Source organism: Yersinia kristensenii (assembly GCF_900460525.1).
Classification (GTDB): domain Bacteria; phylum Pseudomonadota; class Gammaproteobacteria; order Enterobacterales; family Enterobacteriaceae; genus Yersinia; species Yersinia kristensenii.
In genome coordinates, this window is record NZ_UHIY01000001.1 from 1,314,037 (window position 1) to 1,330,965 (window position 16,929).

Genomic DNA, 16,929 nt, shown 5'->3' on the forward strand with positions numbered 1-16,929 from the left:
GACTCAGGCGGCCAGAACTTTATATCGTCGCATAACAGAATATAGCAGCCTGACAGATTATTATTTCCAGATAGCTACAGCGCCAAGTGGGCTGGCGCGGTACATTTAACCCATCTATAGTGGTTAATCAATGCCATACCCAAGAACTTAATGGAGATAAACATGCCTTACGTCAATATTAAAATTACGCGCGAAGGGGCGACGGCGGAACAGAAAAAACAGCTGATCGCCGGTGTCACCCAGCTATTAGTCGACACTCTGGGCAAAAACCCAGCGACAACCGTGGTGGTGATTGATGAAGTCGATACAGATAACTGGGGGATTGGCGGCCACAGTGTGACTGACCTGCGAAAGTCATCCTAACTGTGGTTAGAATGATGACTTTCAGGATCATAAATGTGTGCAAAATAGCGGGAAACTTATCAGTTTCCCGACTTACATCATAAAAAATTTAAAACATCGTTTTAATACTATTGACTCAGACTAAGCCAGCAGTGAGACTAACCTTATCTTCATTCTTGACTCACAGGCCAGCTTTCCATGACCAGCAAAAATATTGCCGTTATCGGCGAATGCATGATTGAACTGTCACAAAAAGGTTCCGACCTCAGCCGGGGCTTTGGCGGTGATACGCTGAATACTGCGGTGTATGTTGCCCGTCAGGTGTCCAAACAGAACTTGAATGTACATTACGTCACGGCACTGGGGACAGACAGTTTCAGTAACGAGATGCTGGCCGCCTGGCAGCAAGAGAACATCGACACTTCTCTCATTCAACGTCTGGATAATAAATTACCGGGGTTATATGTCATTGAAACTGATAGCACCGGTGAACGCACTTTCTATTATTGGCGTAATGATGCCGCCGCACGTTTCTGGCTGACCAGCCCACAAGCGGATGAAATCTGCCAACGTCTGGAAAAGTTTGATTATCTGTATCTCAGTGGCATCAGCTTGGCAATCCTCGACAGCGCTTCTCGCCAGCGCTTGCTGACGTTGCTACGTGCCTGCCGTGCTAATGGGGGGAAAGTTATCTTTGATAACAATTACCGCCCTCGCCTGTGGCAGAGCAAAGAAGAGACACAACAAGCCTATCGCGACATGTTAACCTGCACGGATATCGCCTTCCTGACATTGGATGATGAAGATATGCTGTGGGGCGAGAAGCCCATAGAGCAAGTGATTGAGCGCACACAGAATTTAGGCGTAAGCGAAATTGTTATCAAGCGCGGCGCAGATTCCTGCATCGTCTGGGTGAAAGAGGGCTTTGAAGCCCACCAATATGATGTTCCCGCGGTTAAACTGCCGAAAGATAAAGTGGTCGATACCACGGCGGCCGGGGATTCTTTCAGTGCCGGTTATCTGGCGGTTCGCCTGACCGGTGGCAGCGCGCATGACGCAGCCGTGCGTGGGCATTTAACCGCCAGCACCGTGATTCAATATCGTGGCGCAATCATCCCACTGGCAGCCATGCCTGTAGTGTGATTCAACATAGAGTCTGAAGGGTTTACCGCACCTAGGGGCGCTCCGGCGACTGCGTCGCTACGACCCCAACGGCACGATTCCCCGTCCTTCAGCATGACATTAATAAGCCCGGTACATTCCATACTGGGCTTATTGTTTGCTAAATATCTATTTATTGTGCCGTGGTAGGTGTCGCGGGTGCTGCCTCCGCAGAAGCCACTGTTGGAGCCGCGTCTTCTGGCACCACAGTATGTGGCGTCATAATTGCGTTATACGCATCCTGCAATGCTTTCACATTTACTTCCTGTTCACCTTTTGGCTGCGTCAGAATCAGCGTGGTATCTTGCGATAATTGCTGTTTCAATTCCTGATTCAGCTCCGCCAAAGTCAGACCTGACAAAAATGCCTGCCGTAGCTTCTGATACTGTTCCGGAGCGATATCCACCACGCCACTTTGCTGTGAACGCAGACGTTGGCTCATCAAAACATCAGTATCAGTGCGGGCATAGGTAGCAAACAACTTACTGAGCTGTTCGTTTTTCTGTACCATCAAAGCATCAAACTCTGCCTGACTCAGGCCATTGGCACGCAGGCTCGCCAGCTCGCGCGCAATGAAACTCATGCCCGCGGTCAGGTTTTCAGCCGGTGTATTCAAATGAATAGCACATTGAGCGCGCTGATATTGCACCCGGCAATCAAAGCCCAACTTCAGGTTTTTCTGATCACTTTTTTCCAGCACTTGCTGAATATGCCAGAACAATGCTTCGCGGGCTAAATCACTGCGCCAGTAACGGCTTAACGCAATAGAATCCTGGATAGGATGCCAAGGGGTATCCCACATCAGTGATAATGTGTCTTGTGTCGCCTGCTCATTCATCAAACTCACAGGTTCTGGCGGTAGCGGCGCTAACATCGCGATAGGTGCCGGTGTCGCCCGCTTCCCTTTCAACTCAGAGAATGTTTTACCGATTTGGGCGGCAATACTGCGGCTATCGACATTACCCACGACATACAATGTCATGGCATCCGGGGTATACCATTGCTGATAAAACTGTTTCAGTTTCTCAATATCTACCGGTTTTGCCACTGGCTGACCGGGATCATGTCCCATCAGAGAAGAGCCTTTTAGCCGGTAACGCCACCAAGGCTCCTGAATATTTTGCGGGAACGTAGCAATAGGATCAGCAGCACTATTCAGCGCTGCATTGACGGTTTGCTCACTGATGGCCAGCTTGCCACTGGTATCAGATAACCACGCCAAGGCTTCTTTCAGCAAATCAGGGCGGTTATTGGGCAAGCTCAAGCTATATAAAGTGAAATCATAAGATGTAATAGCGGGTGGCAACGGACGATCGCTATCGACCCCTTGCTGCCATAGCGACTGAAGCTGGGCAGGAGTAAAACTCGCGCTACTCATTAATGCCAGACGCGGTAACAAATGGGCAAAGCCAATCTGTGGCGCACTCTCAGATAATGAGCCTGTATTAACCACCAGACGTAACTCGATCCGGTCGCTAGGGCGCTGTGGCGTTGCCAACAACTGCCATGAAAACCCGTTTTCTAACTTCCCCTGCTGCCAGGCAGGATCGGGTTGTAGTGCTTCAGCCTGCACATTACTACTGGCGGCGGCCAGCAATAACCCACCAACTATGAGACGAATTCTGGTGCCCTGCATGTGAACCCCTACTTAATAAACTATCCAATGTTAAAACGATGCAACGTCATGTCATTCATGTAAGCCATCTGTGCTTTCACGCCAAACGCCAATAAGTAACATACCGGCGTCATGCAATAGGGTAATCATGAAAACATGAATAAATTAGCCCAGCTTTCAAACGCGCATCGTTATGCCGTCATAATTGGGCGCAAAATCAACGGTTATCACCCGCGTAAAAACTGGAGCTGGGAGTGTACCATTCTGTTAGACCGCATGCTTTTGCCGATGTCACTCATCAGAGTAAAAAATAGTATCTAAATAGTAATTCACACAAAAAAGGCTATCGCGGGGCATCATAAAGAGGGACTACCAGTGACGATTCGCCACCGGTAGTTTTTAGAATATAGGGAGTTATCGGGGTGTTAAGACGGAGAAACGCTGTTTTTTATCTCATTATTTGGTAAGGCTTTATTGGATAACACTGCTTGCAGTTGGTCGTTATCCAATTGGTTGCACCATTTCGCCACAACAATAGTTGCAACCCCATTCCCCACCAGATTGGTCAGCGCACGGGCTTCGGACATAAAGCGGTCGATACCCAGAATCAGTGCCAAACCTGCCAAAGGTAAATGTCCCACCGCAGAAATGGTGGCGGCCAGAACAATAAAGCCACTGCCCGTGACCCCTGCCGCACCTTTTGAGGAGAGCAGCAACACCACCAGTAAAGTAACCTGATGAATAACATCCATATGGGTATTGGTTGCCTGAGCAATAAACACTGCCGCCATAGTCAGGTAAATCGAGGTGCCGTCCAAGTTAAACGAGTAGCCGGTCGGGATAACCAAGCCCACCACGGACTTCTTACATCCGGCTTTCTCCATCTTATCCAACATGCGCGGTAGCACAGACTCCGAGGAGGATGTCCCGAGCACGATCAACAATTCTTCTTTTATATAGCGGATAAACTTGAAGATATTAAAACCATTGAATTTCGCAATGGAGCCCAGCACCACCACCACAAACAACACGCAGGTAATATAGAAGCAGATAATGAGCTGGCCCAGTTGCACCAAGCTACCCACGCCATATTTACCGATGGTAAAGGCCATGGCCCCGAAAGCCCCGAGAGGTGCCAAGCGCATGATCATATTAATGATACCGAAGATAACGCGGGCAAAACTCTCAATAACATTAAAGATAATCTGACCTTTTTCACCCAGGCGGTGCAGGGCAAAACCGAACAGCACAGCAAACAGCAGGACTTGCAGAATATTGCCGCTGGCAAAAGCGCCGACTACGCTGCTGGGAATGATATCCAGTAAGAATGGCACAATCCCTTGTTGCGAAGCTTGTTCAGCATAAAGTGCAACCGCTTTTGCATCCAGTGTCGCCGGGTCGATATTCATACCAGCACCGGGTTGCACCACGTTAACAATCACCAAGCCAATCAGTAGCGCAATGGTACTGACAATCTCAAAATAGAGCAGCGCAATGGCACCCGTACGGCCCACAGCTTTCATACTTTCCATCCCCGCGATACCGGTCACAACGGTACAGAAAATCACAGGGGCGATAATCATTTTAATTAGTTTAACAAATCCATCACCCAGAGGCTTCATCTGAGCGCCGAGCTCAGGATAGAAATGCCCCAACAGCACGCCCAAAGTAATCGCCGTTAGCACTTGAAAATAAAGACTTTTAAATATTGAAGCTTTCATAACTATGTCCTTTTGGAGTAATACACGGCAGCCTGTCGCTTTGCTCTCTGTGATAATTGAGTGACACTTCTTTTTTATCCGTGCTTGCGCGGAAAATAACACCCTCATAACAATATGGAAATTATTAGTTGCACTGGATTGCACCCTAAATGCGAAATTAAGAACTGAAACGCTTCAAGCGGCAGCAATAAACGGAATACAGTCAGATCAACCAGACAATTAACCCAAAATGATGAGTAATGAGAAAGGATAAAAAAGAAGCAATCGGCAGTTGTGGAACATGCAAGAAATGAATAATTTTTGAGCAAAAATATTGAGTGGACGGTGGCCCCCTTTTGAGGATGAAGCAAGGGGGCGGTTTATCTTTATCACGACGCTGAAAACCCGTGGGTAAAAGCGCCGGGCAAGCAGGCCCTGGGAAGCCGCTGCTCGGCACTTTTTACCAACAGCGGCCCCAGCACGGGCCACTGTCGGGACTATTTACGGCCGTTCGGTTGTAGCTTCTCGCCCACATTGAGCAAGAACAGTTCATTATCACGGGTTGAGATCCGCGACGAACCGTCGTCCATACGGTAGGCCCCCTCAGTAAAGCCTGCACCATTCAGGAAAGGTGCCACAGCCTGAGGTTTATTGCGCAATGATGCTTCCAGAGCCAGCAGAGCATAAGGTTCTATAGCATCAACATCGGCATATTGGCGATCGGGAGAAACCATGAAGAAACCGTCGATATAACGTGTTTTGATGATGTTATCGCCGATTTTCTCTGCCAGTAGCCGATAATCTGCTACCTGGCTGGCCTGGTAGAGATCCAACAAAGCAAACAACGCGTAAGGATCACTGTTGGTGGTGTCCATCTTCACTTTTACATCTTTGCCCGGCGCAGTACCGATATCACCCAGTCCTTGGTCGTTGGCAATGCCGCGCGCCACTTTCCACAGTAATGGTTCATTATCAATGGCATAAGCACGCGCATAAGAAATCAGGAATTCATTACCTGCTTTGTATGGTTTGAGCACGGTGCCTTTTTTACCGTAATAACCATCTCGTGGGAGGGTGTAATTGGATAAATCCTGCCCATCGGCAATCATCGGACGGAAGGTATTGTCTTGATCGTTATAGGCATATTTGGCAAAGGCTTTCAGGCCATCCACCGTCCATTTCAGCAAGTCCTGCCCCTGAGGCCCCAAATCTTTACCCAACTGCAACTGCATCAAGGCATTTTCAGAATAAAGGGTGCTGGTGCGCCCTTTGAGCATCATGTTGCCTTCCAGTGCTGCCGGGCCGAACTCCGGCCCAAACTGGCGTTGAGCGCGATCGCCAAACTTAGAATGGGTATCGGCATCATCCGTTGGCTCCTCGCGTTTGAGAGCTTGTGTAAACTGATAAACACCAAGGCCCGTTTTGGCATCACGCGGTAAAACATACTGATCTGCCAGGCGTTTAGCCCAGACTAATGCGCCGGGCTCCTGCTGGTGTTTGGAGAGCAAGGACGCAGAATAAATCAGGTCATTGCCCGCATTGAGGAAGCTCAGCCCTTTGGTAGCAAAGAAAGGTGGCTGCTGCTCAAACTTGCTTTCCCACAGTGCGCCCATCGGCTTGCCATATTCACCGTGGCGGCTGGTTTCAAGAATACGCCAATCATAAACATGGGCATTCCAAAAGCCACGGATAAACCGCGCGGTGGCATCACTGTCGACGCTAAACATCAGGTCATAATAGGGATAAGCATTTTTCAGCTCATGCACCATCTCTTTTTCACTTGGCCCTTCTGGTTGAAGGGTTTTCAGATCAACAAACCGGTGACCGCCCCAATACAGCAAACCACTTGGGTCTTGATAATTCTGGAAGTGATAACGAACAATATCTTCGGCGCGTTTCTGATAGCGGGGATCACCGCTAAGCTGGCTCAAACCACTCATGACGCGCATGAGATTTTGTTGTGCTGAGAAATTTGATAATACTGCCCGGCGGCCATCAGGGAATACCCATTCCAGTTGCTGCCCGGTTCGGGGGTCAACACCATCCGCCAATAATGGGCTCGGCTTATCACCGTGATAGGTATCGGATGCCTTATTTAGCACATTATCGACATACTGTTTTACCACCGTCAGGCGGTCAGTATCCGCTGCCTGTCCGGCGGGAATATACAACGTGGCTAGCGCTGCCATACTCAAAAATAACGCTCTTTTTTTCATGACTTCGTTACCTGTCAAAAATCGCTATAGCGAGGTGTGACCCCAAAGGTCAGAATGTGATGACTTCAGTAATAGATCAGAAACTGTATTTGACGCCTACGCGATAACGAGTTTGGCGTTCATCAGTATTTTTACTACCAGAGACATTGCCGACAGCCATATAAGGGGACCAGTTCTTATCCCACTTATACGTCAATTTAAAATCATGGGTCCAATCGTAATTTTCGTTATCCGCTAGAATGACACCGGCTTTATTGGCTTGTTTGTAATCTAACTCGTAGTCTAATTGGAATTCTTTGTTGATTTTATAACTGAGGACACTCGTCAGATTATAACCATTTTCAGACGTGTCTTTTTTTGTATTAATATTGGCGCTGGTGCGTTTGTAATAAGGACGATAACGTAATGAAATAGAGAGATCATCGACAATATTAGCCTTCCCGCGCAGATAAGGGCGATAGCTGTTAGCACTCGAACTTGAATCTAATGAGAAACCCGGTTCGATGGAGAATATTTTATCAATTTTATACACATAACTGGCAACGACTTCAGTACCATTACTCACGCCTTCATGGAATGGCTTATCTTTGTCACTGGCGCTTTTCCACTTGCCTTCCAAAGATAACCCAAAGCCATTAGCAAAGCGGTGGGACATTAATAAGCGGTCTTTGTGATTATTACCACTTTGATCTTGTGTTTCATGACGATAGTCAATAGTGACGGCCATTGCGCTAGTACTGATAAGTGATGCCATTGCCAGAGATAGTAATTTAAATTTCATTACAGTTACCTTATTTTAATAAATAACATTAATTATTATGATAAATAAAAATCTCACTTATGAAACGTCATTCTATTTATTTTGATATTAAGTTCCGAGATCTATGACCGATAGTTCGAAATTAATAAAATTGATATCCATTTATGTGATTTAGTTCAAAGTAAATAGTTTTAACTAATGCAATGGCACTGTAAGTTTTTTGTTATATCGTAGGTGTAGTAAGGGATTAAGGCTATTTCGGAGGGGTTTTACTTCGAATTAAATAGTCTTGACGCAATGGGGAGTTATATTGTATAGCTTCGAAAGAAGATAAAGAGATATCAGCATAATATTTTCTTCGCGGTATTATTAATAAAGATAGCTAATATCAGTTTGACGTCACAAGGGCGAAGAATATTATCCAAAGTCATTGGTATTACAACAAGACCGCTAACACCGCTGTAGCATCAAGGGCGCAGGGTAAAGCGGGTTTCAAACTCCTCGCGTGATAACGGCTCCGAAAATAAAAAGCCCTGACCACAGCGAATACCTTGTTTTAGTAGCCATTGCCGCTGCTCGTCCGTCTCGACGCCTTCAGCCATAACGCGGAGTTTCAGCACCTCGGAGATGGTGCTAATGATTCTCGCCATCACATCATCTTCTGGTAAATACTTCACAAAGCTTTTATCCAGTTTAATGATATTGATCGGCAAGCTTTTCAGGTGATTGAGATATTGCAGGCTTGAATACCCTGTACCGAAGTCATCCAGGGCGATAGATAAGCCAAGCCCTTGTAATTCGCGCAGTAACATGAGCGCTTTGTCGAGATCCTGAATACGCGCAGTCTCAGTAATTTCCAGCACCAATTGGCGTGGGTCAATATCATAACGGCTGAGAATGGTTTGCAGATGCGTCAGGATGCTCTCGCATTGTAGTTGTAAGCCGGAAATATTGACCGCCAGCGACAAGGTAATCCCTCGAGCTTTCCAGTCAGCCAGAATGCCGCAGGATTCCTCGAGCACCCAATTGCCCAGCGGTATCATCGCGCCACTTTCTTCTGAGTCAGTGATAAACTCTGAAGGTAGACGATAGCTACCATCCGCCTGCCGCCAGCGTAGCAATGCTTCAGCACCAATAATTCGCGGTGCTTCCATATCCCATTGCGGCTGTAAAAACAGGACGAAATCACGCTTTTCAATCGCCTGCAAAATGTCATTTTCCTGTGACGATTGTTTTAGGGTTTTATGTGGCAGAGGTAATTCAGTACTCAGCGGGCTGCTCATCCCCGCATAAGCCTCAGCTAACAATTGTTGATTACGATTATAATTGTGAACCAACACCCCCAGTTCATCATCCTGATGATGAGCAGGTAAAGTCAGTTGGTGATTCAACACCCCTTGTTGACCAATCTTTTCCAGCTCTTTGGCGATCGCACGCAATGGGTGAACAATCAGGCGATTAATACACCAGGCCAGAGAGACCGAAAGTACCAATGCCAGCAGCAAATAAGTCGAGAGCATCGCCGACAAGGTGCTGAGGATAAACTGATATAGGCGAAATGAATCTGCCCGTAACACTAAATGTGCCAGTGGCTGCGGATTGGCGGATACCCGCTCCAGAGAATATAACGGCACCGTTATCTGCACCGGCAGAGAAAAAATACGTTTAGCCCAGCGTGGCACGGGCCTTTCCGTAGGGAAGTTTGCGTGTAATACCTGAATTTGATTAGGTAAAATCACATCGGCGCGGCTCAGGATGCCAATGGGCAGTAAATTATTGAGGATATTTTTGGCTTGGGGGATATCAACGCTCAAGATTGCGGCAGACAGCGGTTGGCGAACGGAATAGGCAATACTCTCCAACTGCTTGGCGTAATCATCCTTGCGCTGCTGCACAAAGTGGAATAACTGAATGACGATAAAAATACAGATGGTAACCAGTGCGACAACCGCCACCGCTGCCATTTGTTTAATCGTTAATGAACGCCTTACCCGCAAACTCACTCCCACCCATTCTGACTGAGTAAAATAAAATTGTTGCCACAGTGATGCGGCGACTCATCGATGCTATCCGAGTATACTCGATAACCCTGAGATTTTATCTTATGAAACCAAACCGGTTGGGAAGAATATCGTGGGTTTCAGTCTTTTCCTATCAGGAAAGCAACTTCAAAGCGCTATTTATCACTCTAAAGTTGCTTTTTTATGTCAAGAGGCGCGACTGGCTATTACTTAAAATCTGAGTAAGGCACTAGCGGTTGTGGCGGCATATCCAAGTCGCCCTGCCACCCTGCCATGGAGTAGCGCAGGTAAATCAGCGCATGGCTTGGGGTATAATCTTTGGCTTGCTGAATATCGACTCCGGCCCCCAGAGTCCAGTGAGAACTCAGGCGGCGCTCAATCAAAGCTCGCAAGGTGTAACCCACACCATTGCTGCTGTCCCCATAATCGGGTTTACCGCGATCTGGAATAGGCTGCAAGCTATTGTTGAGCAGATTTTGCAGTGGATAACGCGCCCGATCATTGGTCGCGGAATGTGAAACAGATACCGACCCGCCCAACTCCCACGACCAGTTATCTGTCCGCTGCCGATAGTTTACCGGGATAGCCAGTGACAGATATTTTTGCGGGCTATAATACCCGCCCTGACCCAGGGTGTAGCCGCTGAGGTCTTTTTGATAATGCCACCACATGCCATTCAAACCGACGGTAAAACGGCGGTTATCTTCATTGATTAACTTGTAGTAATAGCCGGTCATAAAGCGCAGCCGCTGGTTATCGGCCACATTTTTCCCAGTGAGGTAATGATAACTTAAGTCACTCCAGACCCCATCAGCCTCACCCCGGTCATAACTGGCTCCCAAGCTGACGCCATTGGCACGGACGCCCCCCCAAGTGAGATTGGTATTGGGGTCTTTGGTGCCGGCAAAAGCTAATAATGAACTGGATATTGGCCGGCGAGAAGCCGTGGCTGTCCAGCCAATATGGTTCCAGCTGTTGCTGTATGCCAAGCCGCCGACCACATCGACCACCTCAAACCCCATTGGCGTGGTGCCAATATCCGTGGCCCAACTGTCATTCTGCCACCCCACCGCGACACTGGTGCCCGTTGCCCGTTGATGTAAATTCGCCTGACAAGGAATAACAGTTTGGTAGCAAGTACCTGCTTTGTAACGGGTATTTTTGTCAAAGGTGCCGGCATCCATATGCACAGTGTCGGTGCGGAAGAACGCCCGACCATCCGCCAGCGACGTATCCACCTGCAACATAGTGTTGAAAGCGCTGAGATCTGAAATCCCTTCGGTGCCGCTCGAGTGCTGATAGTCTTGATCCAATGTGACGCGGGTATCCTGCTGGCGATACAGATCTGCCGCATCAGCACGGATACCACGTTTGAGCCAATCATCCGTGACCTGATTACGTGTAAGCAAGGTATAACTGTCATTATCTGCCGGAATCTTAGGCGCTATGCCGCTGGCCACCATAGCATGTTTGAAATCATCCTGAGCGGTGGCCGGTTGCCCCTGTGATTGCGCTAAGCGGGCCGAATCACGGAATACTAAAGCATTATCTTGTGACGGTGCGCCTTGAGCTGCCAAGGGTTTTAACCGCTGGAAAATATCGGCCGCTTTTTGCGGTTCACCCGCGCCACTCCAGGCATTGGCAACCCGCCGCTGAGTATTTACGCTGGCCCCTTCACCCGTCAGGGGCTCAGTTTGCAAATGCTGGCGCGCATCACTGAGACGCCCTTCGGCGATATACGCCTCTATCTCACCCAGACGCGCATCTGGATTTTGCGGTTCACGCGCCCGGATACGCTGATAACCCGCCAGCGCTTCACTATAGTCACCACGCTCCAGCGCCCAATCTGCCAGTGTCAGGTCAATTTGTGTATTGGCGGGTTGCTGGCGCAAGGCGGTGATAGCCCCCGCTTCATCGCCGCTGGCGCGCAATTGGCGCGTCAAAGTCAGCACTTGGCCCAATTTCAAGCGCTGATCTAATTCATGGATATTATCATTCCATTGCGTTGTCGGCAGTGTGGCTAAATGCGCCAGCGCCTGACTGTCTCGCCCAGTACTGGAAAGGTAAAGCGCAAAGGCATAGACCTGCTCAGGATCATCCGGCTTACGGCTGGCCAGTTGATGGAATTGTGCATCCGCTTGCGCCGAATCCCCCTCTTGCGCCAATGCCTCCGCCAAGCGATAGGTTATCCAGACATCATCCGGTGCCCTTTTTTGCACTTGCTGGTATTTTTCCGCCGCCTGATGCCACTGCTGCTGAGCTGCCAGTGCCTCGGCCTGCTGCTTCAACATCGCCAATTGCAGACTATCTAATGTGTCGCGCATTTTGGCCTGTTGGCTGCGTGGCAAATTATTCAGGTAATCCAGTGCTTTTTGTGGCGATTCGCGTTGATAGATATTGGCCAGCCCGCGCACTGCGCTGCTGTTGGTTGGATCCAAACGCAATGCTTGCTGATAATGCTGCTCGGCACTTTTATCATCATGACGGGCCACGGCCACATCACCCAAACCAATTAATGCATAACTATCGCTGCCGTCAATTAGCCGCGCCTGCTGATATTTTTGCTGTGCCAGCGCGGTGTCACCGGCTTTCAGCGCTTTATCACCGGCATCATTCAGCAGCCAGTAACGGTTGGTTTTGATCAAACTGGCCCATTTATCACTTTTCAGGCCGTCTTTATCCGATTTTTGCGCCTGTTCAAATAACTGCAATGCTTGTGCTCGTGAGCCACTACGGGCATACGCCAGCCCCAGTGCGCCCAGAATTTCCGGGTCATTGGGTGAGGCGGCCAATGCTTGTTTCAATGCAGGGATTGCGCCCGCCCCTCCGCCACTGTCAACTTTTCCCAGCCCGCTTAGCCGCGCCTGATAAGCGGGATCTGCCAGCGTAGCCTGCTGATTAGCTAGCTCTTTACGAGCAATATCCGCTTGAGGGCCGGTTGAAAAAACATCAAGAAAATGGGTTAATGCGGCAACACTTTGTGGGCTGACGGTCATCGCTTTGATGGTATCCATCCACAAATCAGCGGCATCTGAAGCCCCGATAGGATCTGCGGCCACTTTTTCCAACATGGCGTAGCCAAGTACGGCCTTTTGTTGGCCGAAATACATGCGCGCTAGCGCCATGCGCAGAGCAACATTGCCGGGATATTGTTGGTCCAGAGAGGCGAGTTTCTGGGTAGCCAGAGCTTCCTGACCCGGTAATCGTGCCACCAGCCGCCAATACTCAACCGCCAGATCCAGTGTGGGTGGATTTCCTTGCAGCAATTGATCATATTTAACTTTAGCTTCAGCCACCCGCCCCGCAGTTGCCAGTAAACGGGCCTCCTGCAATTGCTGGCGTACTTCAGGTTTTGTCATGGCCAACATCAACTTAGCGCGACGATACACTTCTGAGTTGGGTGCCAATTGTTGCAACTTATCCAACTGTTTTTGTGCTTCGGCCAGATTCCCTTGCCGTAGCGCCTGGCGTATTCCTGCCGCGATGACATCCGGATTATTCGGGTCCATCATGTTTAGGCGATACAGGGATTGCTTAACCAACTCGTCTTTATTGGTTGCCTCTCCCAACCTTACCTGCTCCAGTAAAAATTGGGTCGGCGACACAGCTTCGGCCCCCTGCGCCATACCGACAAAGGCTTGAGGCAATAACGCCAGGCTTAATAGCCAGTTTATTTTAATGTTGCGCATTGACTGTTCCATGAAGGCTGAAGTTCCCCCTGACGATTAAAGCTATAACGATGCTGTATCCATCCCTGACCAAACAGTGTCAGCACCGCACTGTAGTAAGCATCAGCGCCCGGAGGTGAATCTTGCACACGTTTTCGTTGCTCGCTAAGCACCTGCTGATTAAAAGGGGCGGGGTTGCTGGCTAAGAACGGCAATAATGCCGCCGAAAATCCGACCGGCCCATCGCCACTGGTTTTGCCGGTGAGAGCATCGGTCTTCTCTGGTGGCACGCCCTGTTGCTGGGTGACCTCCGCCATCGGCTGGAAGCGCTGGATGAGTGCGGCTTTTTGCGGGCTGTTATTGGGCAACATACCGGCCCACAGATAACTGCGAATTGCGTCATAACTGCCGATATTCGGCTGTGTTTCATCCGGCTGCCAGCCTTTATCCTTTTCCCACACCACCCAATCAGGGCTAAAACCATGGGGTGCCGTTTCCAACCACAACCGCTGATTGGTAGCAACCATCTCTTTCCACGGCCCCGCCAGAGCAGAAAAACGCGCCAGCAATTGTGGTGGTAAATAGCTCGGGTTGAGCCGCCAACGGTCTTCATTACTAAAGCCAATTTTGCCCGGCAATAACATTTCACCAAGGCCCGGAATATTCACCACTTCTTCTTTGGCAATGCGTTGCAGCAACAAGGTGCCCATGGTCTGGTAACGGCGGATATCCCATAACCGTCCGGCCTCTAACAAGCTGTAAGCAATCCATAAATCCGCATCCGAAGCCGAGTTTGGATCCAAAATATCCCAGTTACGGCCATTGCGTTGCCCCCATAACCATGCGGGTAGGCGGGCGGTTAAATCCCCCGCCGATAAGTTGTTTTCTGTCCAACTTAATAGCCGGTCAAATGTCTCCCGGTCGTCGGCCACCAGAGCAAAAAACAAGCCGTAACTCTGCCCTTCGGATGTGGTTATTTGCCTCGGATTACTGGGGTCGATAACTCGCCCCCCCTCACTGATATAGTCTTGTTTGAACTGCTGCCATGCAGGCCAATCACACGCGGCTGCTGTACCAAAACTGGCCAGCAGCAGGATGCATACCAGCCGTTTAAACATTACGACCATCAAAGTTAATCTCTCTCATCAGGTGATAACCGGCGGCGGCTAATCAGACGGAGCAAGCGCCAGGCCATCATTGCGGCGATAATGACCACCAACACGGCGACACCGGCCAGCACCACCGGATGGGTTGATAAGGTATGCCAGATGCGCTCCCACCATGGTAAATGGCCGACATCATAGGTCTCGCCTACCCGCAGGCTATTGACGCCCGACTCACGGATAACCGCCACCGAGCCAAACACCGCCTCGCGTTTGCCACTGTCGAGCAAAGCATTATTCAGCAAGTTATAGCCCCGCGGGCTGTCCGCCAATAACGCCACAATACTCCGCTGCGGGAAGTGAGGTGACTGCACACCGATAATCGCCGACATAGCCCTTTCTGAGCTGATTGTCGCTTTACTATCCGCCACTCGGTCTGAAGCCGGTGCCATCATGCCGGGCAAACCGGTTTGGCGATTTGGCATTTTTACCCAACTTTGGGTTTGATCCACCAGCAGGTTAATCTTGCGGTCATCACGGAGTTCTGGCGGGATCGGGCCGATAATCAGTACATCGGCATCTTGATCTTTCGCCTGTGACCAATCGTCAGTGATGTTGATACCCACCGCCGGGTAACCGACTTGCGCCCCGATGTTCCCCACCGTATTCAACAGCGTCGTCAGCTGTGACGGCGCAGGTTTTGGCGGCACCAAGACCAAGGTTTCGGAGAGATCCGCCATACGGCTGAAAGGGAAGCCAGCATTGGCAAACGCCCGCAAATCCGGCATTTCCATAAAGTGGCGGTAACCGGAGAAGTCGATGGTGGAGTTACCGTCAATCACCGCGTGATTCGGGGCGGTTGAGTAGGTTTCACAGCGCCCCTCCGCACCACTCGCCAACAAGGTGCTGTAATCAAAATCAAAGCGTAATTGGTTAGTCGCCCCCAGTCTCAAGGCCGGAATGGTCAACTGCTTGGCTGAATCTTGCAGACCTTGCAGTAAGGGCAGGCGCAGGATTTTACTGTCTTCCGGCATATTCGGCGACAGCGGGTAGTCCTGCACAAATTGATTATTCAGACTGATACTTAAGCGAGAACCATCCATTAGGCGCGTTGAGGTGTAGCGGTATTTCAAGCGCATATCAATGCCCGCACTGCGGATCAGGAATAAATCCGGCGGTAGGTTCAGTGATAAGGAAATCGGCGGCGGCAACAAACCGGTGGTTTGCAACTGATCCGGATATTGCTGTAATTCAGCAAAGGTCATTGGCCGGTCAGTACGCACCCAGTTTGGCGCATCATAGGGCTGTCTTGGTGCCAGTTGCTCGACATTATCCACCGTCACATTCTGACCACGGAACAGAATATTACCTTGCGCAATCCCCTTCGCCGCCATGATCAGATCATTGTCGTCGCGCCCCAAAATCAGCAATAACTTCACATACGGATTATCCGGATGGCTAATGATTTCCACCGTCGGTGCTTTGACCGGCGGGTAATCTTTCAGGAAATCAGGGCGTTGGGTGTTTGTCGCAAACACCACCGCATGTTGAGTGGGCAGTTGATTATATAAAACCGGGAAACTCTGCCCACGCCATTGCGCTTTGTCACCAAACCAGGATGCCAGAATAGAGGCCGCACGCTGTTGGGCCACATCAGGCACCGCAGCAAACACCACCGGCAAAGTAAGCGGGCGGTTATCCCGCGCATCAAAGAAAGGCTCAGGGAAATGGGATAAATCATTTTTGACTGACAATGATTGATAGCGCAAATCCAACGAGCTGGATTTACTGATATCCAGCCACAGCGTATTGCTGGCTGGGTTCTCACAAATATTCTGATAATGACCGATAAACACTAGCCGCAAGCGGTTAAAATCACTGATATAAAGCGGGTCAATCGGCAACTGGATCTTCGTGGGTTTACCCAATTGATCCTTGGTGATCGCCGTGACGCCCATCAGTTCGTCATTCAGGAAGATTTTGACCTGCGACTCCACCGGGATCAGTGACGGCGACGGCGTAAATTCGAGATTTAACATGGCATGAGTGACCACTTCATCACTGCGCACGCCAAATTCAATCACCCCTTCCGGATTGGTACCACGCAAGGCGAATGCCCCCGGTGGTGGAGCAATTTTTGCAAAGGTGTAACTCACATCGCGAACCGGTACATTAGGCTGTACCGCCGGTGCAGCAGGGGCTAGCGCCACGGTTGCTTCAGCGGCAGGTGTCGAGGCCGCCGATTGAGTCGCCGGAACGGCCAGTGTTTCAGCATGGGTAAATGGTGTTAAACCCAAAGCCAGTACGGTAAACCAGGTTATTTTTCTCGTCATTATATCATCA

The 16,929-nt window shown here is 49.7% G+C and carries 10 protein-coding genes; 2 read left to right on the forward strand and 8 right to left on the reverse strand.

Annotated elements, in window-relative coordinates; translation table 11 throughout:
- The first annotated feature begins 162 nt into the window (after positions 1 to 162).
- Positions 163 to 363: a 2-hydroxymuconate tautomerase family protein gene (locus DX162_RS06155; RefSeq protein ID WP_004388926.1), complete on the forward strand. Its 201-nt coding sequence runs from the start codon at positions 163 to 165 to the stop codon at positions 361 to 363.
- Between the two features lie 177 nt (positions 364 to 540).
- Positions 541 to 1,485, forward strand: coding sequence for a 2-dehydro-3-deoxygluconokinase (gene kdgK, locus DX162_RS06160; protein WP_004388925.1), 945 nt, complete (start codon positions 541 to 543; stop codon positions 1,483 to 1,485).
- A 151-nt stretch (positions 1,486 to 1,636) separates the two neighbouring features.
- On the opposite strand, the gene DX162_RS06165 is transcribed toward kdgK, so the two are convergent.
- From DX162_RS06165 to bcsB, 8 genes are all read right to left on the reverse strand, one after another.
- Positions 1,637 to 3,139 carry a M16 family metallopeptidase gene (locus DX162_RS06165; RefSeq protein WP_004388924.1) on the reverse strand — a complete coding sequence of 501 codons (1,503 nt, stop codon included), beginning with the start codon at positions 3,137 to 3,139 and terminating at the stop codon, positions 1,637 to 1,639.
- Positions 3,140 to 3,543: 404 nt separating this feature from the next.
- Entirely contained in the window at positions 3,544 to 4,839 is a 1,296-nt protein-coding gene (locus DX162_RS06170; RefSeq protein ID WP_115155845.1) for a dicarboxylate/amino acid:cation symporter, read from the reverse strand.
- Between the two features lie 476 nt (positions 4,840 to 5,315).
- Positions 5,316 to 7,034, reverse strand: coding sequence for a pectate lyase (locus DX162_RS06180; protein ID WP_115155846.1), 1,719 nt, complete (start codon positions 7,032 to 7,034; stop codon positions 5,316 to 5,318).
- A gap of 76 nt (positions 7,035 to 7,110) precedes the next feature.
- Entirely contained in the window at positions 7,111 to 7,815 is a 705-nt protein-coding gene (locus DX162_RS06185; protein ID WP_004388920.1) for an oligogalacturonate-specific porin KdgM family protein, read from the reverse strand.
- 446 nt (positions 7,816 to 8,261) lie between these two features.
- Complete coding sequence (locus tag DX162_RS06190; protein ID WP_080548221.1) at positions 8,262 to 9,791, reverse strand: EAL domain-containing protein; 1,530 nt, start codon at positions 9,789 to 9,791, stop codon at positions 8,262 to 8,264.
- A gap of 230 nt (positions 9,792 to 10,021) precedes the next feature.
- Positions 10,022 to 13,504 (reverse strand): cellulose synthase complex outer membrane protein BcsC, encoded by a 3,483-nt coding sequence (gene bcsC / locus DX162_RS06200; RefSeq protein ID WP_032819109.1) that lies wholly within the window; start codon positions 13,502 to 13,504, stop codon positions 10,022 to 10,024.
- Complete coding sequence (gene bcsZ / locus DX162_RS06205; RefSeq protein WP_032819107.1) at positions 13,486 to 14,610, reverse strand: cellulose synthase complex periplasmic endoglucanase BcsZ; 1,125 nt, start codon at positions 14,608 to 14,610, stop codon at positions 13,486 to 13,488. The genes bcsC and bcsZ overlap by 19 nt, the downstream gene beginning before the upstream one ends.
- Positions 14,611 to 14,615: 5 nt before the next feature.
- Positions 14,616 to 16,919 (reverse strand): cellulose biosynthesis cyclic di-GMP-binding regulatory protein BcsB, encoded by a 2,304-nt coding sequence (gene bcsB, locus DX162_RS06210; protein WP_004388916.1) that lies wholly within the window; start codon positions 16,917 to 16,919, stop codon positions 14,616 to 14,618.
- Positions 16,920 to 16,929 lie beyond the last annotated feature (10 nt).